The following is a 22,338-nucleotide window of genomic DNA, read 5'->3' as shown; positions in this document are numbered from 1 at the left end:
CCGCCGGGTGGTCAGCCGCCGAGTGGGAAATCCCGGCGCGGACGCCACCGCCCCTCACCGCTGTGCGAGAAGAGCGTGAACGAGTCGACCTCGAACTGCGCCTCGAAGCCGGCGAGGTCGTCGTACACCTTGTCCATCGCGTCGGTCGGCACGTCCTGGGCGACGGTCACGTGCGGGTGGTACGCGAACCGGCTCTCCCGGATGAGCTGGTCGGCGGTGCCGATCGCCGAGGCGAGCAGCTCACACTCGCTGATCCCGGCCGCCACCGCGACGAAGACCACCTCGGTGATCGGCCGGAACGTGCCGGTCCCGCGCAGGTGCAACGGGTACGGCGGATGCGCGGCGGCCACCGCCGCCAGGTGCGCCTCCACCTCGGCCAGCTGATCTTCGACGATGTCGGTCGGGCCGAGCAGGGTGATGTGCGCGGGCACGTACTCGGCGGCCGGGTCGCCGGCCTCGGCCCGGCGGCGGGTCAGCTCCTCGCCCCAGGGCTGCGGGATGTCGATGGCGACGCCGATCCGCACCTGACCGGGAGCTGGTCGCGCGCCGATGACGGACACTGTCAGACAGTCCCCGCGGGTGCCAGGAAGCCGACCCGGTCGTACACGGCGGCGAGCGTCGCGGCCGCCACCGCCTCGGCCTTCCCGGCGCCGATCGCCAGGATCTTGTCCAGCTGGGCCGGGTCGTCGAGGTAGCCGCGGGTGCGCTCCTGGATCGGCCGGACGAACTCCACCGCCACCTCCGCCAGGTCCTTCTTCAGGTCACCGTAGCCCTTGCCCTGGTACGCGGCGGTCAGCTCGTCGAGCGTCCGGCCGCTGAGCGCGGCGTAGATGGTGAGCAGGTTGCTGATACCGGGCTTGCTCTCCGGATCGTAGATGATCTCGCGGCCGGTGTCGGTGACCGCCGAGCGGATCTTCTTCGCCGATTTGGCCGGGTCGGCCAGCAGGTCGATGATGCCGGCCGGGGAGGACGACGACTTGGACATCTTGGCAGTCGGGTCCTGCAGGTCGAGGATCTTGGCGGTGTCCCGGACGATGTACGGGGCCGGCACGGTGAAGGTGGCGCCGAACCGGGTGTTGAACCGCTGGGCCAGGTCCCGGGTGAGCTCCAGGTGCTGCCGCTGGTCCTCGCCGACCGGGACCGCGTCGGCCTGGTAGAGCAGGATGTCGGCGGCCTGCAGCACCGGGTACGTGAACAGCCCCACGCTGGCCCGCTCGGCGCCCTGCTTGGCAGACTTGTCCTTGAACTGGGTCATCCGGCTCGCCTCGCCGAACCCGGTGATGCAGCCCATGACCCAGGCGAGCTGGGCGTGCTGCGGAACCTGGGACTGGACGAACAGGGTGCACCGGCCCGGGTCGAGGCCGGCGGCGAGCAGCTGGGCGGCGGCCACCCGGGTCCGCTGACGCAGCACCTGCGGGTCGTGCCCGGCGGTGATCGCGTGCAGGTCGACCACGCAGTAGAAGGTGTCGTGGGTGTCCTGCATCGCCACCCAGTTGCGCACCGCGCCGAGGTAGTTGCCGAGGTGAAACGAGTCGGCGGTGGGCTGGATGCCGGAGAGCACCCGGGGGCGGGAGGCGGGCTCGGACATGTCGACAATTCTGACAGCACCGGTGGATCGATGTCTCGCCGGTATCCGACCGGCGGCCGCCGGTCGGCAATGTTCGGCTCTGTTGGATTTACCCGTAGCCACTGTTGATTCCTGGCCGGATGTGGTGGAATCTTCACCGGACGACCGGCGGAGTGAAGGGACACCGATCGTGACACTCCCGGTAGCCGGCGGCGGCGCAGGCGACAGCGACGCGGGGCCGGTCACCCGCCGCGCTCACGACGGCTTCCAGCAGCGGTACGGCGTACCGCCAGCCGGTTCGTGGGCGGCACCTGGACGGGTCAACCTGATCGGCGAGCACACCGACTACAACGACGGCTTCGTGCTGCCGTTCGCCCTGCCGCACCGCACCGTCGTCGCGGCGAGCCTGGCAGAGGCAGCCGGAGAGGCCGGCCCGGCAGAGCCCGGCTGGACCGTCTGGTCGGAGCAGTCCGGCGAGGAGATCGCGTTCAGCGCCGCCGACGCGGACCGGCCCGGCGCGGTCGACGGCTGGGGCGGCTACGTCGCCGGCGTGGTGTGGGCGCTGCGCGAGGCCGGGTACCCCGTACCGGCCGTCCGGATGGCGATCGCGTCCGACGTACCGCTCGGCGCCGGTCTGTCGTCGTCGGCCGCGCTGGAGGCCGCGGTGCTGACCGCCCTGGCCGACCTCGGCGGCATCGGCACCGACCAGCTGCCGGTGGCCCGGCGGCCGGCGCTGGCCCAGCGGGCGGAGAACGGCTACGCCGGGGTGCCCTGCGGGATCATGGACCAGTCGGCGTCGATCCGTTGCCGGGCCGGGCATGCGCTGTTCCTGGACTGCCGGTCACTCGACGTCGACCACGTCCCGTTCGACCTGGCCGCCGCCGGGCTGGCCGTCCTGGTGGTCGACACCCGGGCCCCGCACCGGCACGTCTCCGGCGAGTACGCCGCCCGGCGGGCCGCCTGCGAACGGGCGGCCGGGCTGCTCGGCGTGCCGGCGCTGCGCGACGTGCCGGTCGATGGTCTGCCAGCCGCCCTGGACCGGCTGCCGGACGACCCGATACGACGCCGGGTCCGGCACGTGGTCACCGAGAACCACCGGGTCCGGGAAACGGTCACGCTGCTGCGGGCCGGCCGGATCCGCGAGATCGGTCCACTGCTGACCGCCTCGCACGCGTCGATGCGTGACGACTTCGAGATCACCGTGCCGGAGGTGGACGTCGCGGTGACCGCGGCGTTGGCCGGCGGCGCGTACGGTGCCCGGATGACCGGCGGCGGCTTCGGCGGCTGCGTGTTGGCGCTGGTCGATGCGGATGCCGCCGACCGGGTGGCGGCCACAGTGGGCGCGGCGTACGCCGAGCACGGCTTCCCGCCACCGACGTTCTTCACCGCCCTGCCCTGCGCGGGAGCCAAACGGATCCACTAACCTCGCCGCGACACATTAGACCAGTGGCGGCGGAGGTGCCCGTGGTGCAGGAGATGACCGACCGGCCGGCGGAGGACACCCCGTTCCTGGTCCGGATCGACGGACGCCGGTTCCTGATCTGGGCCGGCGGGCTGGCCGCCGTCTGCTGGTTGCTGGCCGGTGGGCTGCTCGGCGGGGTGGCGTACCTGGCCGCGAGGGAGGCGGCGGCCGGCCGCACGGCGACAATGGCGTTGGCCGGTCTGCCGGTGCTGCTGCTCGGCGGGTTGCTGGCCGCGACGGTTGTCATGTGGCACGGCCGGTTCACCGGCCGGGGCCCGGTGCTGGCCGCCGACCGGACCGGGGTCTGGGTGGCGAACGGAAGTTTCCGCGCCAACCCGGTCTGGCTGCCGTGGGACGCGGTGTCGGCGGTGCAGGTCCGCCGGACCGGGATCGAGGACTTGATCTTCATCGACGCGCAGACGCCGCACCCGGCGGTGCCGCCGGGTGCCCGGCTGATGGTGCCGACCATGCTGCTGGACTGCGGCAGCACCCAGATCGTCGCGGCGCTCGGTGCGCTGGCCGCCGGCCGGGCCCCGGTCTACGGACGCTGGTGAAACTCAGCCACCGGGTCGGGCCCGCCGGTGACAGCGGACCCGACCCGTCGACCCTGGGTCAGCCGGCTTCGATGATCATGCCAGCGGCGGCGGTCCGGTTCGTCGACTCGTCGATCAGGATGAAACCGCCGGTGGTCCGGTTACGCCGGTACTCGTCGGTGAGCAGCGGGACCGTGGTCCGGAAGGTGACCCGACCGATGTCGTTGAGGCCGAGCTGGCTGGCCGCCTCGTCGCGGTGCAACGTGTTGACGTCCAGCCGGTACTGCACGCCACGGACCACGGCGCGGGCGCTGCGGGTGGTGTGCTTGATGGCGTACTTGCCGCCCAACTGCAGCGGCCGCGTCTCGTCCATCCAGCAGATCATCGCCTCGACGTCCTGAGCCGGGGTGGGCGCGTTGTGCGGCCGGCAGATCAGGTCGCCCCGGGAGATGTCCAGCTCGTCGGTGAGCCGTACGGTCACCGACATCGGCGGGAACGCCTCGTCGACCGGGCCGTCGGCGGTCTCGATGCTGGCGATCGTGCTGGTCAGCCCGGACGGCAGCACCATCACCTCGTCGCCGGGCTTGAGCACCCCGGAGGCGACCTGGCCGGCGTAGCCACGGTAGTCGGTGACGGTGGTCGACTGCGGCCGGATCACGTACTGCACCGGGAACCGTACGTCGACCAGGTTGCGGTCGGAGGCGATGTGCACGTGCTCCAGGTGGTGCAGCAGCGACGGTCCTTCGTACCAGGGGCTGCGCTCGGACCGGGTGGCGATGTTGTCACCGTTCAACGCCGAGATCGGGATGACCGACAGATCGGGCACCTCCAGCTTGGCGGCGAACGTGGTGAACTCGTCGGCGATCGCCTCGAAAATCGACTGGTCCCAGTCGACCAGGTCCATCTTGTTGACGCAGAGCACCAGGTGCGGCACCCGCAGCAGCGAGCAGAGGAAGGCATGCCGGCGGGACTGCTCGACCAGACCCTTGCGGGCGTCGACCAGGATCAGCGCCAGGTCGGCAGTGGAGGCACCGGTGACCATGTTGCGGGTGTACTGAGTGTGCCCGGGGGTGTCGGCGATGATGAACTTTCGCCGCGGGGTGGCGAAGTAGCGGTACGCCACGTCGATGGTGATGCCCTGCTCCCGCTCGGCGCGCAGGCCGTCGGTGAGCAGCGCCAGGTTGGTGTACTCGTCGCCCCGGGCCGCACTGACCGCCTCGACCGCTTCCAGCTGGTCGGTGAAGAGCGACTTGGTGTCGTAGAGCAGCCGACCGATGAGGGTCGACTTGCCGTCGTCGACGCTGCCGGCGGTGGCGAACCGCAGCAGGTCCATGGTCCGGGTGGTGGGGGCGTCAGCCGTCACCGTCATCAGAAGTAGCCCTCCCGCTTGCGGTCTTCCATGGCGGCCTCACTGACCCGGTCGTCGCCCCGGGTGGCCCCGCGTTCGGTGATCCGGGTCGCGGCGACCTCGTCGATCACCTTCTCGACGGTGTCCGCCGGGGAGCGGACCGCCGCTGTGCAGGAGGCGTCGCCGACGGTACGGTACCGAACCTTCTCGACGAACGGCGTCTCGCCGGAGCGGGGCTGGATGAACTCGTTGACCGCGTACAGCATGCCGTCGCGCTCGATCACCTCGCGCTCGTGGGCGAAGTAGATCGGTGGCAGCTCGATCCGCTCCCGCGCGATGTAGTGCCAGACGTCCAGCTCGGTCCAGTTGGACAGCGGGAAGACCCGGATCGACTCGCTTGGGTGGTGCCGGCCGTTGTACAGCGACCACAGCTCGGGGCGCTGGTTCTTCGGGTCCCACTGGCCGAACTCGTCGCGGAACGAGAAGACCCGCTCCTTGGCCCGGGCCTTCTCCTCGTCCCGGCGGGCCCCGCCGAACAGGGCGTCGAACCGGTACTTTTCGACCGCGGCCAGCAGCACCGGGGTCTGGATGCGGTTGCGCATCCCGTCCGGCGACTCGCGGACCAGCCCCGATTCCAGGGCTTCCGGCACGCTGGCGACGACCAGCTGCAGGCCGAGCTCGTCGACCCGGCGGTCCCGGTAGTCGAGCACCTCTTGGAAGTTGTGCCCAGTGTCGACGTGCATCACCGGGAACGGGATCCGGGCCGGGGCGAACGCCTTCTGCGCCAGTCGCAGCATGACGATCGAGTCCTTGCCGCCGGAGAAGAGCAGCACCGGCCGCTCCAGCTCGGCGACGACCTCGCGCATGACGAAGATGCTCTCCGCCTCCAGCGCGTCGAGGTGGGAGACGCGGTACGCGGTCGCGTTGGTCATCACACCCACCCCTGGTTGTGGGTCATCCGAAGCTTGGTCATCCGAATACCAGACCTTTCCGGTTGGCAAGCTGGAGATAGAGGGTCAGGATACCTGCAGATGCTGTCGCAACGCTGCGAGCAGTTTGCTGGCAAGATCCCGTCGGCAGACCACCAAATCTGGCAGCCGCGGGTTGGCCTCGTTGTATTGCAGCGCAGATCCGTCGATCCGGGAAGCGTGCAGACCGGTGGCGGTCGCCACGGCGACCGGCGCGGCCGAGTCCCACTCGTACTGGCCGCCGGCGTGCACGTAGGCGTCGGCGTCGCCGGCGATCACCGCGGCGATCTTGGCACCGGCTGAGCCCATCGGCACCAGCTCGGCACCGAGCTGCTCGGCGAGGGCGGTGACGAAGGCCGGTGGCCGGCTGCGGCTGGCGGCCAGCCGGATCGCGCCGCCGGCCGACGCCGCCGCCGGCATCGGCGGGTACGGCGGCGGGTGCTCGGTGCTGATCGTGCGGTGCTGGGCGGGCAGTCCCACCGCGCCGGCGACCAGCCGGTGCGGGGTGGAGCCGCTGCGGGACCAGAGCGCCACGTGCACCGCCCAGTCGGCGCGGCCCTCCTCGGAGAACTCCCGGGTGCCGTCGAGCGGGTCGATGATCCACACCCGGTCGGCGGTGAGCCGGGACGGCCCGGCGTCCGTCGAGATCTCGGCGTCCGGGTCCGGCAGCGCCTGGCGGGCGCCGTCGTCCTCCTCCGACAGCACCGCGTCCGCCGGCCGCCAGCGGGCCAGCTCGGTACGGAGCAGGTCGTGGGAGACCTTGTCACCGGCTGCCTTGAGCGCGGTCGGGTCGGCGTACCCCAGCTCCTCACGGACCTGGAGCAGCGACTCGCCGGCGCGCCCGGCGAGCCATCGGGCGAATGCGGCATCGGTTACCGGCGGCGTGCTCATCTGGCTCCTCTCGTACCTGCCCGGCGGACGCCGGGCCGTCCACCGGAATCCACGGGCGGTGTGCTGCCCGGTTCACGATCCAGCTGTCCCAGATGTAACGCCACAGCCGCCGCTCAGCTGCTGTGGTACGTGTTCTGGGCCCACTCGAGCCCCCGGACGACCACCGCTTCCACCAGGTCAGCGGCCCGATCGACGAGAAAGTCGAGTTCCTTGCGTTCAGTTGTCGAGAAATCTGACAAAACATAATCTGCTGGATCCTGTCGACCGGGCGGACGCCCGATCCCGAACCTGACCCGCAGGTACTCCTTGCTGCCGAGCGACCGGGACATGGAGCGCAGCCCGTTGTGGCCGCCCTCTCCACCGCCCTGCTTCACCCGCAGTCGACCGTAGTCGATATCCAGCTCGTCGTGCACTGTGACGATCTGCTCGACCGGCACCTTGTAGAACTTCGCCAACGCGGCCACCGGGCCGCCGGAGAGGTTCATGTACGTCAGCGGCTTCGCCAGCACCAGCTTCGGGCCGCCCAGGCCGAGTCGCCCCTCGCCGGACTCGGCCGCCGCCCTACGGTGCCGGCTCAACCGGACACCCAGCCGACCGGCGAGCAGGTCCGCGACCATGAACCCGACGTTGTGCCGGTTGCGGGCGTACTCCCGGCCCGGGTTACCCAGCCCCACGACCAGCCACGGCGCCGTCTCCACCACACCTCCTGAAACGGATCAAGGCGTCACGCCGCGGCAGGGCCGGCAGCGGGACGCCCGGATCGTCGAACGGCAGGTCAGACCGGCTGCTCCGCGGCGCCCTCGGCGACGGGCTCCTCGGCCGTCTCCTCGCCGGTCTGGGCGGCGGTCGGTGCGGCGGAGATCACCACGAGCACGGTCGTCGGGTCGACGGCCAGCTCGACCCCGCCCGGCAGCTGAACGTCGCCAGCGGTGACGTGCGAACCGGGCTCCAAGCCCTCGATCGAGACCTCCAGCGACTCCGGCACCCGGGTCGCCTCGGCGCTGACCGACAGCGTGTCGTGCTCGTGCATCACCAGGGTGCCCTTGGCCGGCTCGCCGGCCAGTTGCACCGGGATGTCCACGGTGACCTTCTCACCACGGCGGACCAGCAGCAGGTCGACGTGCTCGAAGGTGTCCTTGACCGGGTCACGCTGGATCGCCTTGGTCAACGCCAGCGCCTGGGTGCCGTCGGTGATGTCGATGGCGAACAGCTGGTTGGCGCCACCGTGCCGGATCGCGGCGGCGAACTCACGGGCGGGCAGCGCGATGTGCTTGGGCTTCTCGCCGTGGCCGTACAGCACGGCGGGCACCTTGCCGGCCCGGCGGGTACGGCGGGCACCACCCTTACCGAACTCGGTGCGGGGCTCGGCGCTGATCTTTACCTCGGACACGGGAGTACTCCTGGAGTTTCGGCAGTGCGTGCGGGGGAACCTGATCCGGCTCCGGAGAGACGGACGCGATGTCGGCGGTGCCGGGCGAAGGGGCACGCTGGGCGCTCGTCCAACTGGGCAGTGCCCGGAGCACCGCGTCGATCACGGTGCTCCGGGCGGCAGCGCTTCGTCAGCAGCGGCCCGCAGGGCACCCTCGCCGTGGCAACCGCACCAGTCTACCCGAGGCTGGTGAACAGATTCAGGCAGTACCCCTGTCCCTGTGCGGGCGGCCCAGCCCGCGGGCGCGGGCCATGAATCAGCTCAGCCCGCCGAACAGCGTCGTCACCGAGCCGTCGTCGAAGACCTCGCGGATCGCCCGGGCCAACAGCGGCGCGATGGACAGTACGGTGAGTTTGTCCAACTGCTTCTCCGCGGGCAACGGCAGGGTGTTGGTCACCACCACCTCGCTGATCCGGCTGTTCTTCAACCGCTCGGTCGCCGGGTCGGACAGCAACGCGTGGGTGGCCGCCACCGCGATGTCCGACGCACCCGCGTCGTAGAGGATCTCCGCCGCCTTGGTGATCGTCCCACCGGTGTCGATCATGTCGTCGACGATCAGGCAGACCCGGCCCTCGACGTCGCCGACCACCCGGTTCGCCACCACCTGGTTCGGCTTGAGCGGGTCCCGGGTCTTGTGAATGAAGGCCAGCGGGCAGCCGCCGAGCCGGTCGGTCCAGCGCTCGGCCACCCGGACCCGGCCGGAGTCCGGCGCGACCACGGTCATCGGCCGCCCGGCGAACCGGCTCTCGACGTAGCCGGCCAGGATGTCCATCGCGAAGAGGTGGTCGACCGGGCCGTCGAAGAAGCCCTGGATCTGCGCGGTGTGTAGATCGACGGTGAGGATCCGGTCCGCGCCGGCGGTGCGCAGCAGGTCGGCGATCAGCCGGGCGGAGATCGGCTCCCGGCCGCGGTGCTTCTTGTCCTGACGCGAGTACGGGTAGAACGGCAGCACCACGGTGATCCGCTTGGCCGAGCCACGTTTCAGCGCGTCGATCATGATCAGGGTCTCCATCACCCAGCGGTTGACACCGTGGGTGACCGACTGGACGACGAACGCGTCCGAGCCGCGGACCGACTCCTTGTACCGGACGAAGATCTCGCCGTTGGAGAACTCGTACGAGTCGGCCGGGGTGGGTGCGATGCCGAGCACTTCACCGATCTCCTCGGCAAGCTCGGGGAAACCCCGGCCGGTGAAAAGCATCAGGCTCTTGCGGTTCTCGGCGACGATGCTGCCCATCGAGACGTCTGCTCCCGTCAGGGTGGTTGCGGACGCCGACCTGGCTGGGCCGTGCGCCGCTGGACTAGTCAGACGCAGTATCTCCCGGAACCGGGTCAGTGGCACCGTGATGGTGGGCCGCTTCACCGTTCCCAGCCCCGACCTGCCCGTTCCCGGCGTCGGCCGGCCCGTTCCCGGCACCGACCGTACCGGCCGTGGCGCGTTCGGCGGCCGTCGCGGCGGCGGTGCCCGGCCGGCGGGACCGCACCCAGCCGTCGACCGTGCGCTGCTGGGCCCGGGTGACGGCGAGCGCGCCGGGCGGCACGTCCCGGTTCACCACGCTGCCTGCTCCGACGTACGCACCGGCGCCGATCTCGACCGGGGCGATCAGGCTGCTGTCACAGCCGACGAAGGCGGACTCCCCCACTGTGGTGTGGCTCTTGTGCACCCCGTCGTAGTTGACGAAGATCGTCGCCGCACCAATGTTGGCCCGGGCGCCGATCGTGGCGTCCCCGACGTAACTCAGATGCGGCACCTTGGCGCCCGCGCCAATCTGCGACTTCTTCACCTCGACGAAGGTGCCGACCTTGGCCCGCTCGTCGAGCTGGGCGTCCGGGCGCAGATAGGCGTACGGCCCGACGCTCGCGCCGGCGCCGATCCGGGCCTGCACGGCGTGCGACCGCAGCACGGTCGCGCCCGCGCCGACGGCGGTGTCGATCAGCGTGACGTCCGGCCCGACGGTGGCCTCGGCACCGACCGTGCTGGTGCCGTACAGCTGGGTGTTCTGCTCGACGACGGCGTCGCGTTCCAGGTGCACTGTCACGTCGATCCAGGTGGTGGCCGGGTCGAGGATGCTCACCCCGGCGCGCATCCAGCCCTCGTTGACCCGGTCGGCGAGCAGCCGGCGCAGCCGGGCCAGCTCCACCCGGTCGTTGCAGCCCAGGGTCTCGGTCACGTCGGTGGCGATGTGCACGCCGACCGGTGCTCCGGCGGCGGCGAGCAGGCCGACGGCGTCGGTCAGGTACTCCTCGCCCTGGTCGTTGTCGGTGGTGAGCTTGCCGAGCGCGTCGCGCAGTCCGGCCGCGTCGAAGGCGTAGATCCCGGCGTTGATCTCGCGGATCCGGCGCTGCTCCGGGCTGGCGTCGCGCTCCTCGACGATGCGTTCCAGGCCGCCGGTTGGGTCGCGGACGATCCGGCCCAGCCCGGTTGGGTCGGCGACCTCGGCGGTCAGGACGGTGGCGGCCGCCCCGGCCGACTCGTGCGCCTCGATCAGCTCGGCCACCGTCTCCGGGCGCAGCAGCGGCACGTCGCCGTTGAGCACCACGACCGTGCCGGTGGCGTCGGGCGCGGCCGCCATCGCCAGCCGGACCGCGTGCCCGGTGCCGTGCTGCTCGGCCTGCAGCACCGGTACGGCCGCCGGGGCGATCTCCGACAGGTGGGCGGTGACCTGCTCGGCGCGGTGTCCGACGACGACCAGGGTGCGCTCGGCGGCGGCGGCCGTGGCGGCGGCGAGGACGTGCCCGACCAGGGTCCGGCCGAGCAGCGGGTGCAGCACCTTGGGTAGCGCCGATTTCATCCGCTTGCCTTCGCCGGCAGCGAGGACGACCACGGTACGGGACCGGGGCTGGATCACGAGAAATGCTCCCGTCAGGGCGGCGGCACGTTCTACTTGACCAGACGAGACATTCAGCGTCACGACAGCGAGGCTGAGTGCCACGGGAAGCTCGGCCGCTAGGACTCGAACCTAGAATATCGGGACCAAAACCCGAGGTGTTGCCAATTACACCACGGCCGATCGTGCTACGGAGACAGCCTAGCGTGCCGGGCGGAGTCCGGCGTACTCCCGTCGCCCGGCACGGGCGGGCCGGGTGGACACGCACGCCGACCCGGCTCCGGAACTCGACCGTAGAAAACTACGGCTCCGTAGGTTACGGTGACGTAGGCGTAAGTTCCCGTTCTTTCACCGCTGGCCGCCGCACCGGCTGGAACGCCCCGGCGCACCGCGGTCGAACCGTCACCGCTGCGAGGTGCCATGTCAACCGCCCTACTCGAGCCACCACAGACCAACCCCGGACCCGCCCCCAAGCCGCTGACCGTCGGCAAACAGTCGATCGGTGTGCTGATCGTCCTCGGTGCCTTCGTGACCGTCCCGTTCCTGGCGCTGATCGCCGCCGTACCGGTCGCCTGGGGCGGCTGGCTGGGCTGGACCGACGTCGCCATCGGGCTGGTCTTCTACGTGGTGGCCGGACTGGGCATCACCGTCGGGTTCCACCGGTACTTCACCCACGGCTCGTTCAAGGCGAAGCGGTGGCTGCGGATCACCCTGGCGCTCGCCGGCTCGCTGGCGATCGAGGGCAACGTGATCCAGTGGGTCGCCGACCACCGCCGCCACCACGCCTTCAGCGACATCGAAGGTGACCCGCACTCCCCCTGGCGGTTCGGCACCAGCGTCTGGGGGCTGACCAAGGGCCTGCTCTACGCCCACGTCGGCTGGTTGTTCCACCGGGACCTGACCAACCAGAAGCGGTTCACCCCCGACCTGCTCGCCGACAAGGACATCCGTCGCATCGACCAGTTCTTCCCGGCGCTGGTCGTGTTCACCATGCTCGCCCCGGCCGCGATCGGCGGCCTGGTCACCTGGTCCTGGCAGGGTGCGCTGACCGCGTTCTTCTGGGCCGGCCTGGTCCGGGTGGCGATGCTGCACCACATCACCTGGTCGATCAACTCGGTCTGCCACGTCTACGGGGAACGGCCGTTCGAGGTGCGGCAGGGCGACAAGGCGTCGAACTTCTGGCCGCTGGCCATCCTGTCCTTCGGCGAGAGCTGGCACAACCTGCACCACGCCGACCCTACCTGCGCACGGCACGGCGTACTGCGCGGGCAGATCGACATCTCCGCGCGGGTGATCTGGCTGCTGGAGAAGACCGGCGCGGTCTCCAACGTCCGCTGGCCGAAGCCCGATCGGATCGCGGCCAAGCTGGTCAAGCCGGCCGGCTGAGCCGGTCCGCGGCCGGTACGGTTACCCACCGGGTCGGTGCGGGCACCGACCCGGTGGCCCGGCACTGGCAGGATGAGCCAAGTGACGGACAACCCAACCACCAACGGTGACCCTTCACCGGGCGGCACACCGGCACCGCCACCACCACCGGCGGTGCCGGCCAAATCGAACTCCCGGGTCCGCATGTCGGCCGCGCAGCGGCGGGAACAGCTGATCACCATCGGGCGGCAGCTCTTCGCCGAACGGGGGTTCGACGCCACCTCCATCGAGGAGGTCGCCTCCCGGGCGAAGGTATCCAAGCCGGTGGTGTACGAACACTTCGGCGGCAAGGAAGGGCTGTACGCGGTCGTGGTGGACCGGGAGGTCCGCGCCCTGCTCGACCGGATCACCAACGCGCTGACCGCCGGGCACCCACGGGAGCTGCTGGAGCAGGCCGCGCTGGCGCTACTGGACTATATCGAGGCGGAGACGAACGGCTTCCGGGTGCTGGTGCGCGAATCGCCGCTGCTGTCGGCCGCCGGCAACTTCTCCAGCGTGATGAACGACGTGGCGCACCAGGTGGAGCACATCCTCGGTGCCGAGTTCAAGAGCCGGGGGTACGACCCGAAGCTCGCCGAGCTGTACTCCCAGGCGCTGGTCGGGATGGTCGCGCTGACCGGGCGCTGGTGGCTGGAGGTACGCAAGCCGCGCAAGGAGACGGTCGCCGCGCACCTGGTCAACCTGGCCTGGAACGGCCTGTCCCACCTGGAAGCGAAACCCACCCTGCTGACCCGACGCCGCAACCACTGACCGCCGGGTCAGGTCGGGTCTGGGTACGCTCACCGCCGGGCCCGCTCGGCCGGTCGGTGCGCGCCGCGCCGGTAGCGTTCCTCGTCGCCGGCCGCCTCGACCGGCCCCACCTTGTCGTACAGGCCGGTGGCCAGGAAGACCAGCCCGAAGATCAGCGACACGATCACCGTCGACATCGAGAAGTTCAGGAAGTTGGCGTCGGTCTGCAGCAGGGCCATCATCAGCAGGCCGGTGACCATGAAGACCACCGCGATGGTGAGGTTGGCAAGGTGCCCGGCCCGGCCGCCGATGATCGCCCCGATCAGGATCAGCCCGCCGTAGACGATCGAGGAGATTGAGAACGCGAGGTTGGTGCGCAGCCCGAGCACCCAGACGTCGTCCCGGGCAAAAAGCGGATCACCCCAGGTCGCCACCGTTCCGACGATGCCGAAGATCAGCACGTAGAGGCCGGTCAGCCCGGCGATCGTCCGGTAGACCGGCCGCAGCGGGTGATTGACCGGGATGTGCGCCATGGCTGCCGCTCCTGTCGCCGACCAGGGGCCCGCGTCGCGGCGACGCGGGCGTCTTTCCCCGGATTCTCCCGCCGGGAGTGGGCTGCGCGCAGCAGAACCGACCGGTAGGCGGCCGCAGGACCAGGTCAGAGCACCAGCCGGCCGTCCCGCCACGCCTGGGCCTCCTGCTCGGTGCCGGTCCGGCCGTACATGGCGGCCATCAGCAGCACCAGGCCGATGACCATCACGACCAGGCAGGTGCTCACCGTGAAGTTGAGGAAGTTGGCGTCGGTGCGCAGCACCGCCAACTCGGCCAGGCTCAACGCCATCAGACCGTACGCCAGCACCTTGTTGATCGCCGTGTCGATGTTGCGGCCGAGCCCCACGCCGGCCAGTACGGCCACGCCCAGCACCAGACACAGCCCGGAAAAGCCGAGGTTGGCGCCCTGACCGAGCACCCGGCTGTCGTTCTGCGCGAAGAGGGCGTCACCGCTGGTGACGATGATCCCGACGACACCGAAGATCACCAGGTAGAGGCCGGTCAGCGCAGCGACCGCCCGGTAGATCGGCCGGGCGGGGTGGTTGACGGGGGTGTGCATGGGGTCTGCTCCAACGCCGACGGGGGGTGGTCGCCGACGATTGTCGCTCATCGCCCGCGACCAGCGGGGGGTGGCCCCGGCCACCTGCCGTCTAACTCACCTGCTCGGCCAGGGCAAGCCACTGCTCCTCGGTGCGGCTGCGCTGCGCCTGTACCTCACGTAGTCGGGCATCCAGCTCGGCGAGCCGGTTGAAGTCGGTGGCATGCCGGGCCAGCTCTTCGTGCAGCGCTGCCTCTTGCTGCTCCAGCTTGCCGACCTGGCGCTCCAGCCGGGCCAGCTCCTTGCGGGCCGCCCGCAGGTCACCGGCGGACAGCCCGCCACCGGCGGCGTCACCCACCGACCGATCGCCGGCCCCCGCCGGGCCGGCCGTACCCGAACCGGCCGGCCGAGCCGCCCCGGAGCCGGCACCGGCGGCCCGCGCCGCCCCGGCACCGGCGGCGCCGCCGGCTCGGGCCAGGTACTCGTCGACTCCGCCCGGCAGGTGCACCAGCCGGCCGTCGCCGAACATGCCGTACGCCTCGTCGGTGACCCGCTCGATCAGGTACCGGTCGTGGCTGGCCACGATCAGCGTGCCCGGCCACGAGTCGAGCAGGTCCTCAAGCGCCGCCAGGGTGTCGGTGTCCAGGTCGTTGGTGGGCTCGTCGAGCAGCAGCACGTTCGGCTCGGCGGCCAGCAGTCGCAGCAGCTGCAGCCGGCGACGCTCGCCACCGGACAGATCTCCGACCGGGGTCCACAGCCGTCGGTCGGTGAAGCCGAACATCTCCGCGAACTGGGTGGCGGCCAACTCCCGGTCGCCGAACACCACCCGGCGCGCGACCTCCTCCACCGCCTCCAGCACCCGCAGCTCGCTGGGCAGTTCGGCCAGCTCCTGGGACAGGAACGCCGGCCGGACCGTCGCCCCGGTGATCACCCGGCCCTGCTGCGGGGCGCGGACCCCGGCCAGCAGCCGCAGCAGTGTGGTCTTGCCGGCCCCGTTGGCGCCGACGATCGCGCACCGGTCCCCCGGACCGATCTGCCAGGTCAGCCCGTCGAGGATCAGCTTGTCCCCGGCGTACGCGGTGACCTCGTCCAGCTCGTAGACCTGCTTGCCGAGCCGGGCGGTGGCCAGCCGGTGCAGCGACACGGTGTCGCGCGGCGGCGGCACGTCGGCGATCAGCGCGTTCGCCGCCTCGATCCGGAAGCGCGGTTTGGAGGTACGGGCCGGCGGGCCACGGCGCAGCCAGGCGATCTCCTTACGCAGCAGGTTCTGCCGGCGGGCCTCGGTGGCCGCCGCGACCCGCTCCCGTTCGGCGCGGGCCAGCGTCCAGGCGGCGAACCCGCCCTCGTAGGCGCGGACTGTCTGGTCGGCGACCTCCCAGGTGTCGGTGCAGACCTCGTCGAGGAACCACCGGTCGTGGGTGACCACCACCAGCGCGCCCCGGCGACGCTGCACCAGGTACGCGGCGAGCCAGGCCACCCCGGCGACGTCCAGATGGTTGGTCGGTTCGTCCAGGATCAGCAGCTCGGCCGGACGGATCAGCAACGCGGCCAGGGCGATCCGGCGCCGCTCGCCGCCGGACATCGGCCCGACCGGCTGGTCCAGGCCGAGGTGCGGCATGCCGAGACCGTCCAGGACGGTACGCACCCCGGCGTCGCCGGCCCACTCGTGCTCGGCGCCGAACCCCTCGGCCAGCCACCCGGTGCCGAGCACCACGTCCCGTACGGTGGCGTCGCCAGCCAGCTCGAGCGTCTGGGGCAGCGCGGCGACCCGCAGGTCCCGGCGGTGGGTGACCCGCCCGGCGTCGGGTTCCTCGGCCTTGGTGAGCAGCCGCAGCAGGGTCGATTTACCGGCACCGTTGAGACCGACGACGCCGATCCGGTCGCTGTCGTCCAGGCCCAGCGAGACCTCGGTGAGCAACTGCCCGACTGCGCCGTAGCCCTTGGACACCCGGTCCAGATTGACGATGTTCACCATCAGACCAGCCTCGCCCCGGCGACGGCGCCGTGCGCGAGGTGTACGTCCCGGCAGACTCCGGCGTCGTCGAGCGCGGCCGCGACGGTGCCCGCACCGGCCGCGTCCGCCGCCAGAAAGACACAGGTCGGGCCGGACCCGGAGACCATGCCGGCCAGCGCCCCGGCGGCCACCCCGCTGTCCAGCACCTGCTTTATCGCCGGACGCATGGACAGCGCGGCCGGCTCGAGATCGTTGCCGAGCGCGCCGGCCAGCACCTGCGGATCCCGCTGGCGCAGCGCGGCCAGCAGCTCGTCGGCGGCGCCGACCGGCGGCGGCGCCGCACCGGCCGCCCGCAGCCGGTCCAGCTCGGCGTACACCTCGGGGGTGGACAGGCCGCCGTCGGCGACCGCGACGACCCAGTGCCAGGTGGTGGGTCGGGCCAGCACCGGGCTGATCGCCTCGCCCCTGCCGGTGCCCAGCGCGGTGCCGCCGTGCAGCAGGAACGGCACGTCCGAGCCGAGGCCGGCGGCCAGCCCGGCCAGGTCGTCACGGGACAGCCCGGTCCCCCACAGTTCGTCGCAGGCGACCAGCGCGGCGGCGGCGTCCGCGCTGCCGCCGGCCAGGCCGGCGGCGAGCGGGATCTGCTTGCGCAGGTGCAGTCGGGCGTGCGCGGGGACCCGGGCGTGCGCGGCCAGCGCCCGGGCGGCGCGCAGCACCAGGTTGGAGTCGTCCAGCGCCAGCTCGCCGGTGCCCTCACCGTCCATGGTCAGGATCAGGGTGTCGGCCCGCCGGGCGGTCAGCTCGTCGTAGAGCGCGATCGCGTGGTAGACGGTGCTCACCTCGTGGTAGCCGTCCGGCCGGAGCGGGCCGACGGCCAACCGCAGGTTGATCTTGGCTGGCACCCGTACCTTGACCGAGTTGCGCGCGCCGCGACGGAAACCGTCGTCCTCGTCGCCCGGCCGCCACGCCTCGGTCACCGGGAAATACCCCGGCTGAAGTGGGCCGCGCGGGTACCTCTCGTCACGATCACGGGCGCCAGCCTACTCGGCCACCGTTTCGGCCAGCGGCGCCGCCGCAGCGATCGCCGCGAACTGCGCCACGGTCAACGCCTCGCCCCGCGCACCCGGGTCGACCCCGGCCATGGCCAGCACCGCCGCCGCCCGGTCCGCCCCGCCGGCCCAGCCGGCCAGCGCCGCCCGCAGCGTCTTGCGGCGCTGCGCGAACGCGGCGTCCACCACGGCGAAGACCCGCCGCCGGAACCCGTCCACCGGCTGCCCCGCCGGCACCGACGGTGGCTCCCGGCTGGTGAACGCGACCAGCCCGGAGTCGACGTTGGGCACCGGCCAGAACACGCTCGGCGGGACCCGACCCGCGGTGCGGGCGGCGGCGTACCAGGCCAGCTTCACCGACGGTACGCCGTACGTGCGCGAGCCCGGACCGGCGACCAGCCGGTCGGCCACCTCCTTCTGCACCATCACCAGCCCCTGCCGCAGGCTGGGCAGCTCGGCGAGCAGGTGCAGCACCACCGGCACCGCCACGTTGTACGGCAGGTTGGCCACCAGCGCGGTCGGCTTGGGCCCGCCGAGGCCGGCGGCGGTGATCCGCAGCGCGTCGGCGGTGTGCACGGTCAGCCGGGCGAGGTCACCGCCGCAGCCGGCGACGGTCGGCGGCAGCGCGCCGGCCAGCACCGGATCGATCTCCACCGCGTGCAGGTGGCGTACCTGGTCGAGCAGGCCAAGGGTCAGCGAGCCGAGCCCGGGGCCGACCTCCAGCACCACCGCGTCCGGTGGCAGATCGGCGGCGGACACGATCCGCCGGACCGTGTTCGGGTCGTGCACGAAGTTCTGCCCGAGCCGTTTGGTGGGCGCTACCGCCAGCCGGCCGGCCAGCTCCCGGATCTGCGCCGGGCCGAGCAGCTCGGTCACCGGCTCACCACGGCCCGAACACCCGGTCACCGGTGGCCGAGATCGCGGCGCACAGCTCGGCCAGGTCGGTGCCGGTGACCTCGGCCAGCAGCCGGACGGTGTGCGGGATCAGGTAGGAGGCGTTCGGCCGGCCCCGGTGCGGCATCGGCGTCAGGTACGGTGCGTCGGTCTCCACCAGCATCTGCTCGACCGGCGTCACGGCGGCTGCGGCGCGCAGCCCGGCGGCGTTGCCGAAGGTGACCGTACCGGCGAAGCTGAGCACGAAGCCGCGCCGGACGCAGTCGGCGGCGAAATCCGCGTCGCCGGAGAAGCAATGCATCACCACGGTCTGCGGGGCGCCTTCGGAGTCGAGCACCCGCAGCACGTCGGCGTGCGCGTCCCGGTCGTGGATCACCAGCGGCTTGCCGTACCGCTTGGCGATCGCGATGTGCGCCCGGAAGCTGGCCTGCTGCGCGACGAGTCCGTCCGGCCCGGTCCGGAAGTGGTCCAGCCCGGTCTCGCCGACGCCGCGCACCCGGTCGGCGGCGGCCAGCGCCTCGATCTCGCGCAGCGCCTCATCCAGGTCGGTCAGTCGGGGTGCCTCGTTGGGATGCAGGGCGACCGTGGCGACCACCGCCGGCGATCGCGTGGCGAGGTCCGCGCCCCAGCGCGACGACTCCAGGTCGACACCGACCTGGACCAGCCGGTCGACGCCGACCGACGCGGCCCGGGCGATCAGGGTGGCCACCGGGTCACCGCTGTCCCGGCCGGGCACCGCCGGTTCGGCGACGGTCAGGTCCAGGTGGGTGTGGCTGTCGATCACCGGTACGGGCAGCGGGTCGGGTGGCGGCGGGAACTCCCCGGCCCGGCGGGCGGCCCGCTGCCGGCGGGTCTCGGCTGGCTGCGTCATCATCGGACAGCATCACACGTCCCGGTCCGGCCGGTTCACCGGCCCACCCGGGCGGCGTCGCCGATGCCCCGGCCGGCCGGCACGTCCGCTTCGAGGGGGCGGTCTACCCGGCTGAGGAGCTGCCAGCTGGGCGGACGTGCACCAGCTGAGCCAGACGCCGACGGCCGCCGATCACCCGGCGATCACCGTGGTCCGGCGCACGGTCCAGCGTGGCACCCGGATGAGGAAGGTTCTCTCCGGCCGGCAGGTGGCCGGATTCCGCCCACAGCGCACGCGGCAGGCCGGCCGCCGGCCCCTGGCTGACCACGAAGACGTTCTGCGGCCCGATCGGCATGATCAGGCCGAGGCCGAGCAGCAAGCCGGCCAGGTAGTCGGTCACCGGTCAGCCGGTGAGTCGGGCCAGCTCCTCGTCGACGATCGACTCGTCGAGCTTGCGGAACACCGGCTTCGGCGCGGCCAGCGGCCGACCGACCTCGACCGGAGTGGACTCCCACCGGGCACCGTCGCGGTAGTCGCCGGTGAGGATCGGGTAGGCCGGCCCGACGTCGAGGTCGTCAACCTCGACGATCCGGGGCATCGGCGCGTGTACGCCGGTGCCGCCGAGCAGCTCGTGGATCTTCTGCGCCGAGTGCGGCAGGAACGGGGTGAGCAGGGTGTTCGCGTCGGCGACCACCTGCAGGGCGACGTGCAGGACGGTGCCCATCCGGGGCTTGTCCGCCTCGCCCTTGAGCTTCCACGGGGCCTGGTCGGACAGGTACCGGTTGGCCTCGGCGACCACCCGCATCGCCGCACCGATGGCCTGCTTCTGCCGGTGCCGTTCGATCAGCGCGCCGACCGTGCCGAACGCGGCCCGGCTGGTCGCCAGCAGCGCTTCGTCGGCGGCGGTCAGCCCGGCCGGGTCGATCGGCGGGATGGCGCCGAAGTTCTTGGCGGCCATCGAGATCGACCGGTTGACCAGGTTGCCCCAGTCGTTGACCAGCTCGTCGTTGTTGCGGCGCCGGAACTCGGCCCAGGTGAAGTCGGTGTCCTGGCTCTCCGGACCGGCTACGGCGATGAAGTAGCGCAGCGCGTCGGCGTCGTAGCGGGCCAGGAAGTCCCGCACGTAGATGACCACCTGGCGGGAGGAGGAGAATTTGCGCCCCTCCATGGTCAGGAACTCGCTGGAAACCACCTCGGTGGGCAGGTTGAGCCGACCGAGCCGACCGGGCTCGCCGCCGTGGTCGCCCTCGCCGGAGTAGCCGAGCAGCAGCGACGGCCAGATCACCGAGTGGAAGACGATGTTGTCCTTGCCCATGAAGTAGTAGCCACGGGCGTCCTCGCCGTCGGTGTCCGCGATCCACCAGCGGCGCCAGGCGTCCGGGTCACCGGACCGCCGGGCCCACTCGATCGAGGCGGAGAGGTAGCCGATCACCGCGTCGAACCAGACGTAGATCCGCTTGTCGCCGCGCTCGCGCCAGCCGTCCAGCGGAATCGGCACGCCCCACTCCAGGTCCCGGGTGATCGCCCGGGGCTGCAGGTCGTCGAGCAGGTTGCGGGAGAACCGCAGCACGTTGGGCCGCCAGCCGTCGCGGGTGTCCAGCCACTTGCCGAGTGCCTGGGCGAACGCCGGCAGGTCGAGGAAAAAGTGCTCGGTCTCGACGAAGTTCGGCGTCTCCCCGTCGATCTTGGAGCGCGGTTCGATCAGCTGGACCGGGTCGAGCTGGTTGCCGCAGTTGTCGCACTGGTCGCCCCGGGCGGCGTCGTAGCCACAGATCGGGCAGGTGCCCTCGATGTAGCGGTCCGGCAGGGTGCGACCGGTCGATGGGGAGATCGCGCCGAGGGTGGTCTCCGCAACGATGTAGCCGTTGCGGTGCAACGTCTCGAACAGCTCCTGGACCACCCGGTAGTGGTTGCCGGTGGTGGTCCGGGTGAACAGGTCGTAGGACAGACCGAGCCCGTGCAGGTCCTCGACGATCACCCGGTTGTACCGGTCGGCCAGCTCGCGCGGCTTGAGCCCTTCGCTGTCGGCCTGCACCTGGATCGGCGTGCCGTGCTCGTCGGTGCCGGAGATCATGAGCACGTCGTGACCGGCCATCCGCATGTACCGGCTGAACACGTCGGAGGGCACCCCGAAACCGGAGACGTGGCCGATGTGGCGGGGCCCGTTGGCGTAGGGCCAGGCGACCGCCGCGAGAACGTGACTCATGCGACCAGCCTAGTTAGTGTCACCAGGCGTACGCGAACGGGTTGCCGAGCCGCCCGACGGAGCGCGACACGCCCGGAGGGGTTCGCCCCGGCTTCACGTACCGGGGTGTGGAATGGCGAGGTGACCGGGGAACCCAGCATGCCGGAGTCCGACGGGCCGACGACCGCCCGGCCCACCCGGGAGCCGGCGAGCGCTCCCGGGCAGCGTCGGCGGCGGCCGAGCCCCTGGGCGACTACCGGGCCGGAGGGCACCTGGTGGCACGGCGGCGAATCAGCCGCCGCCCAACCGGCCACGCCGGTGACCCCGGACGCCGACGAGCCGGCCGACACCGGCGCACCAGCCGACACGGACACACCAGCGGACACCGGCGGACCGGCCGACACCCGCGAACCGGGTGCCGGCGCAGCGACCCGGGACGGCAGACCGGTGCGGACCGTGACACCGGTAGCGGAGCGGCCGCTGGATCGCCCGGTCGCCCAGCAGCGGCGGACGCGGACCCGGCGGACCCGGCGGCCGGCGACCGGCATCGCCTGGATCGTGGTCGTCGCGGCGGCGGCGGCGTTCCTCGGCTGGGTCAGCGCCGAACCGCTGTGGCTGGCCGTCGGCCGGGGCGTCCCCGGCACCGCCACGGTCACCGACTGCACCGGCGACGGGTTGGGCCGACGGTGTCTCGGCGAGTTCGCCGCACAGACCGGCTTCACCGTCGACCAGGTACGGCTGTTCGGCGTACCGCCGGTGGACCAGGCCGTCGGCGCCGAGCTGACCGCCCGGATGTTGCACCGGGAACGGGACACCGCGTACGTCGTGGCCGATCTGGTCGTGCTGCACCTGCGGTGGTCGGTCGGCTGGGGGCTGACCGTGCTGCTCGGCGTACTGCTGATCTGGGGCAGCGGTGCCCGCCGGCTGGCCAGCGCGGCGGCCCGCCGGGGCGCCACGGTCGCCGCGTTGCTGGCACCGGTCCTGCTGGCCGCCGGGTTTCTGGCCGCCGCCTGGAGCGTCTGACATCGACCGACCGGGGCACGACGGCGACCACCCGAGGACACAAAGCATCGACGACCCGAAATATATTCTTCGGCGGGGAGGTCCCGCGACATCGGGCGGCGGCCTACGATCAC

The 22,338-nt window shown here is 71.7% G+C and carries 22 protein-coding genes and 1 tRNA gene; 5 read left to right on the top strand and 18 right to left on the bottom strand.

What is annotated here, in order from left to right; genetic code table 11:
- Positions 1 to 11: 11 nt before the first annotated feature.
- Positions 12 to 560 carry a 2'-5' RNA ligase family protein gene (locus ACFHW1_RS11925; RefSeq protein ID WP_416556909.1) on the bottom strand — a complete coding sequence of 183 codons (549 nt, stop codon included), beginning with the start codon at positions 558 to 560 and terminating at the stop codon, positions 12 to 14.
- 2 nt (positions 561 to 562) lie between these two features.
- Entirely contained in the window at positions 563 to 1,588 is a 1,026-nt protein-coding gene (gene trpS / locus ACFHW1_RS11920; protein WP_416569001.1) for a tryptophan--tRNA ligase, read from the bottom strand.
- Between the two features lie 169 nt (positions 1,589 to 1,757).
- Here trpS and galK point away from each other — a divergent pair, with 169 nt between their 5' ends.
- Positions 1,758 to 2,990: a galactokinase gene (gene galK / locus ACFHW1_RS11915; RefSeq protein ID WP_416569000.1), complete on the top strand. Its 1,233-nt coding sequence runs from the start codon at positions 1,758 to 1,760 to the stop codon at positions 2,988 to 2,990.
- A gap of 23 nt (positions 2,991 to 3,013) precedes the next feature.
- Complete coding sequence (locus ACFHW1_RS11910; protein WP_416556906.1) at positions 3,014 to 3,583, top strand: hypothetical protein; 570 nt, start codon at positions 3,014 to 3,016, stop codon at positions 3,581 to 3,583.
- A gap of 58 nt (positions 3,584 to 3,641) precedes the next feature.
- On the opposite strand, the gene ACFHW1_RS11905 is transcribed toward ACFHW1_RS11910, so the two are convergent.
- The 8 genes from ACFHW1_RS11905 to ACFHW1_RS11870 form a co-directional block, all read right to left on the bottom strand.
- The gene (locus ACFHW1_RS11905; RefSeq protein WP_416556905.1) at positions 3,642 to 4,931 is read right to left on the bottom strand and encodes a sulfate adenylyltransferase subunit 1; all 1,290 of its coding nucleotides are present in this window, start codon (positions 4,929 to 4,931) and stop codon (positions 3,642 to 3,644) included.
- Positions 4,931 to 5,842 (bottom strand): sulfate adenylyltransferase subunit CysD, encoded by a 912-nt coding sequence (cysD, locus tag ACFHW1_RS11900; RefSeq protein ID WP_416556904.1) that lies wholly within the window; start codon positions 5,840 to 5,842, stop codon positions 4,931 to 4,933. The genes ACFHW1_RS11905 and cysD overlap by 1 nt, the downstream gene beginning before the upstream one ends.
- Before the next feature lie 84 nt (positions 5,843 to 5,926).
- The gene (locus ACFHW1_RS11895; RefSeq protein WP_416556903.1) at positions 5,927 to 6,769 is read right to left on the bottom strand and encodes a 3'(2'),5'-bisphosphate nucleotidase CysQ; all 843 of its coding nucleotides are present in this window, start codon (positions 6,767 to 6,769) and stop codon (positions 5,927 to 5,929) included.
- A 113-nt stretch (positions 6,770 to 6,882) separates the two neighbouring features.
- Positions 6,883 to 7,470: an aminoacyl-tRNA hydrolase gene (gene pth / locus ACFHW1_RS11890; protein ID WP_416556902.1), complete on the bottom strand. Its 588-nt coding sequence runs from the start codon at positions 7,468 to 7,470 to the stop codon at positions 6,883 to 6,885.
- A gap of 74 nt (positions 7,471 to 7,544) precedes the next feature.
- A complete protein-coding gene (locus ACFHW1_RS11885) occupies positions 7,545 to 8,159 on the bottom strand; it encodes a 50S ribosomal protein L25/general stress protein Ctc (RefSeq protein WP_416556901.1) in 615 nt (204 codons plus the stop codon).
- A gap of 295 nt (positions 8,160 to 8,454) precedes the next feature.
- Positions 8,455 to 9,435, bottom strand: a complete 981-nt coding sequence (locus ACFHW1_RS11880; protein WP_416556900.1) for a ribose-phosphate diphosphokinase — start codon at positions 9,433 to 9,435, stop codon at positions 8,455 to 8,457.
- A 64-nt stretch (positions 9,436 to 9,499) separates the two neighbouring features.
- Positions 9,500 to 10,990 (bottom strand): bifunctional UDP-N-acetylglucosamine diphosphorylase/glucosamine-1-phosphate N-acetyltransferase GlmU, encoded by a 1,491-nt coding sequence (gene glmU / locus ACFHW1_RS11875; protein WP_416556920.1) that lies wholly within the window; start codon positions 10,988 to 10,990, stop codon positions 9,500 to 9,502.
- A gap of 147 nt (positions 10,991 to 11,137) precedes the next feature.
- Positions 11,138 to 11,209, bottom strand: a tRNA-Gln gene (locus ACFHW1_RS11870).
- Between the two features lie 237 nt (positions 11,210 to 11,446).
- On the opposite strand from ACFHW1_RS11870, the gene ACFHW1_RS11865 reads away from it, so the two are divergent.
- Together ACFHW1_RS11865 and ACFHW1_RS11860 are read left to right on the top strand one after the other, a co-directional pair.
- Positions 11,447 to 12,412, top strand: a complete 966-nt coding sequence (locus ACFHW1_RS11865; RefSeq protein ID WP_416556899.1) for an acyl-CoA desaturase — start codon at positions 11,447 to 11,449, stop codon at positions 12,410 to 12,412.
- 183 nt (positions 12,413 to 12,595) lie between these two features.
- Positions 12,596 to 13,201 (top strand): TetR/AcrR family transcriptional regulator, encoded by a 606-nt coding sequence (locus ACFHW1_RS11860; RefSeq protein ID WP_281555416.1) that lies wholly within the window; start codon positions 12,596 to 12,598, stop codon positions 13,199 to 13,201.
- A 29-nt stretch (positions 13,202 to 13,230) separates the two neighbouring features.
- Here ACFHW1_RS11860 and ACFHW1_RS11855 read toward each other — a convergent pair whose 3' ends face one another.
- The 8 genes from ACFHW1_RS11855 to metG form a co-directional block, all read right to left on the bottom strand.
- Positions 13,231 to 13,713, bottom strand: a complete 483-nt coding sequence (locus ACFHW1_RS11855) for a DUF4383 domain-containing protein (RefSeq protein WP_416556898.1) — start codon at positions 13,711 to 13,713, stop codon at positions 13,231 to 13,233.
- A gap of 125 nt (positions 13,714 to 13,838) precedes the next feature.
- Positions 13,839 to 14,291 carry a DUF4383 domain-containing protein gene (locus ACFHW1_RS11850; protein ID WP_416556897.1) on the bottom strand — a complete coding sequence of 151 codons (453 nt, stop codon included), beginning with the start codon at positions 14,289 to 14,291 and terminating at the stop codon, positions 13,839 to 13,841.
- A 91-nt stretch (positions 14,292 to 14,382) separates the two neighbouring features.
- Positions 14,383 to 16,245 carry an ABC-F family ATP-binding cassette domain-containing protein gene (locus tag ACFHW1_RS11845; RefSeq protein ID WP_416615394.1) on the bottom strand — a complete coding sequence of 621 codons (1,863 nt, stop codon included), beginning with the start codon at positions 16,243 to 16,245 and terminating at the stop codon, positions 14,383 to 14,385.
- Positions 16,245 to 17,201, bottom strand: a complete 957-nt coding sequence (locus ACFHW1_RS11840; RefSeq protein ID WP_416556895.1) for a 4-(cytidine 5'-diphospho)-2-C-methyl-D-erythritol kinase — start codon at positions 17,199 to 17,201, stop codon at positions 16,245 to 16,247. Before ACFHW1_RS11840 ends, ACFHW1_RS11845 begins: the two co-directional genes overlap by 1 nt.
- A 63-nt stretch (positions 17,202 to 17,264) precedes the next feature.
- Positions 17,265 to 18,149 carry a 16S rRNA (adenine(1518)-N(6)/adenine(1519)-N(6))-dimethyltransferase RsmA gene (rsmA, locus tag ACFHW1_RS11835; RefSeq protein ID WP_416556894.1) on the bottom strand — a complete coding sequence of 295 codons (885 nt, stop codon included), beginning with the start codon at positions 18,147 to 18,149 and terminating at the stop codon, positions 17,265 to 17,267.
- Between the two features lie 4 nt (positions 18,150 to 18,153).
- Positions 18,154 to 19,038 carry a TatD family hydrolase gene (locus tag ACFHW1_RS11830; protein ID WP_416556893.1) on the bottom strand — a complete coding sequence of 295 codons (885 nt, stop codon included), beginning with the start codon at positions 19,036 to 19,038 and terminating at the stop codon, positions 18,154 to 18,156.
- A gap of 103 nt (positions 19,039 to 19,141) precedes the next feature.
- A complete protein-coding gene (locus ACFHW1_RS11825; protein WP_416556892.1) occupies positions 19,142 to 19,417 on the bottom strand; it encodes a hypothetical protein in 276 nt (91 codons plus the stop codon).
- 3 nt (positions 19,418 to 19,420) lie between these two features.
- A complete protein-coding gene (metG, locus tag ACFHW1_RS11820) occupies positions 19,421 to 21,223 on the bottom strand; it encodes a methionine--tRNA ligase (protein WP_416615393.1) in 1,803 nt (600 codons plus the stop codon).
- 120 nt (positions 21,224 to 21,343) lie between these two features.
- Between metG and ACFHW1_RS11815 the strand changes: the two genes are divergently transcribed.
- Positions 21,344 to 22,225, top strand: coding sequence for a hypothetical protein (locus ACFHW1_RS11815; RefSeq protein WP_416556890.1), 882 nt, complete (start codon positions 21,344 to 21,346; stop codon positions 22,223 to 22,225).
- Positions 22,226 to 22,338 lie beyond the last annotated feature (113 nt).

This window comes from Micromonospora sp. LOL_014, assembly GCF_048060245.1.
In the GTDB taxonomy this organism is placed as follows: domain Bacteria; phylum Actinomycetota; class Actinomycetes; order Mycobacteriales; family Micromonosporaceae; genus Micromonospora_E.
The sequence above is the reverse complement of the archived record's forward strand: the minus strand, read 5'-3'. Positions and strand labels throughout refer to the sequence as shown.

Bases quoted from the DNA above. Each gene is read 5' to 3' on its own strand.
- ACFHW1_RS11850 (WP_416556897.1), bottom strand. From the start codon at position 14,291: ATGCACACCCCCGTCAACCACCCCGCCCGGCCGATCTACCGGGCGGTC.
- metG (WP_416615393.1), bottom strand. From the start codon at position 21,223: ATGAGTCACGTTCTCGCGGCGGTCGCCTGGCCCTACGCCAACGGGCCC.
- ACFHW1_RS11905 (WP_416556905.1), bottom strand. From the start codon at position 4,931: ATGACGGTGACGGCTGACGCCCCCACCACCCGGACCATGGACCTGCTG.
- ACFHW1_RS11845 (WP_416615394.1), bottom strand. From the start codon at position 16,245: ATGGTGAACATCGTCAATCTGGACCGGGTGTCCAAGGGCTACGGCGCA.
- ACFHW1_RS11830 (WP_416556893.1), bottom strand. From the start codon at position 19,038: ATGACGCAGCCAGCCGAGACCCGCCGGCAGCGGGCCGCCCGCCGGGCC.
- ACFHW1_RS11880 (WP_416556900.1), bottom strand. From the start codon at position 9,435: ATGGGCAGCATCGTCGCCGAGAACCGCAAGAGCCTGATGCTTTTCACC.
- ACFHW1_RS11855 (WP_416556898.1), bottom strand. From the start codon at position 13,713: ATGGCGCACATCCCGGTCAATCACCCGCTGCGGCCGGTCTACCGGACG.
- ACFHW1_RS11860 (WP_281555416.1), top strand. From the start codon at position 12,596: ATGTCGGCCGCGCAGCGGCGGGAACAGCTGATCACCATCGGGCGGCAG.
- trpS (WP_416569001.1), bottom strand. From the start codon at position 1,588: ATGTCCGAGCCCGCCTCCCGCCCCCGGGTGCTCTCCGGCATCCAGCCC.
- cysD (WP_416556904.1), bottom strand. From the start codon at position 5,842: ATGACCAACGCGACCGCGTACCGCGTCTCCCACCTCGACGCGCTGGAG.
- glmU (WP_416556920.1), bottom strand. From the start codon at position 10,990: ATGAAATCGGCGCTACCCAAGGTGCTGCACCCGCTGCTCGGCCGGACC.
- ACFHW1_RS11865 (WP_416556899.1), top strand. From the start codon at position 11,447: ATGTCAACCGCCCTACTCGAGCCACCACAGACCAACCCCGGACCCGCC.
- ACFHW1_RS11895 (WP_416556903.1), bottom strand. From the start codon at position 6,769: ATGAGCACGCCGCCGGTAACCGATGCCGCATTCGCCCGATGGCTCGCC.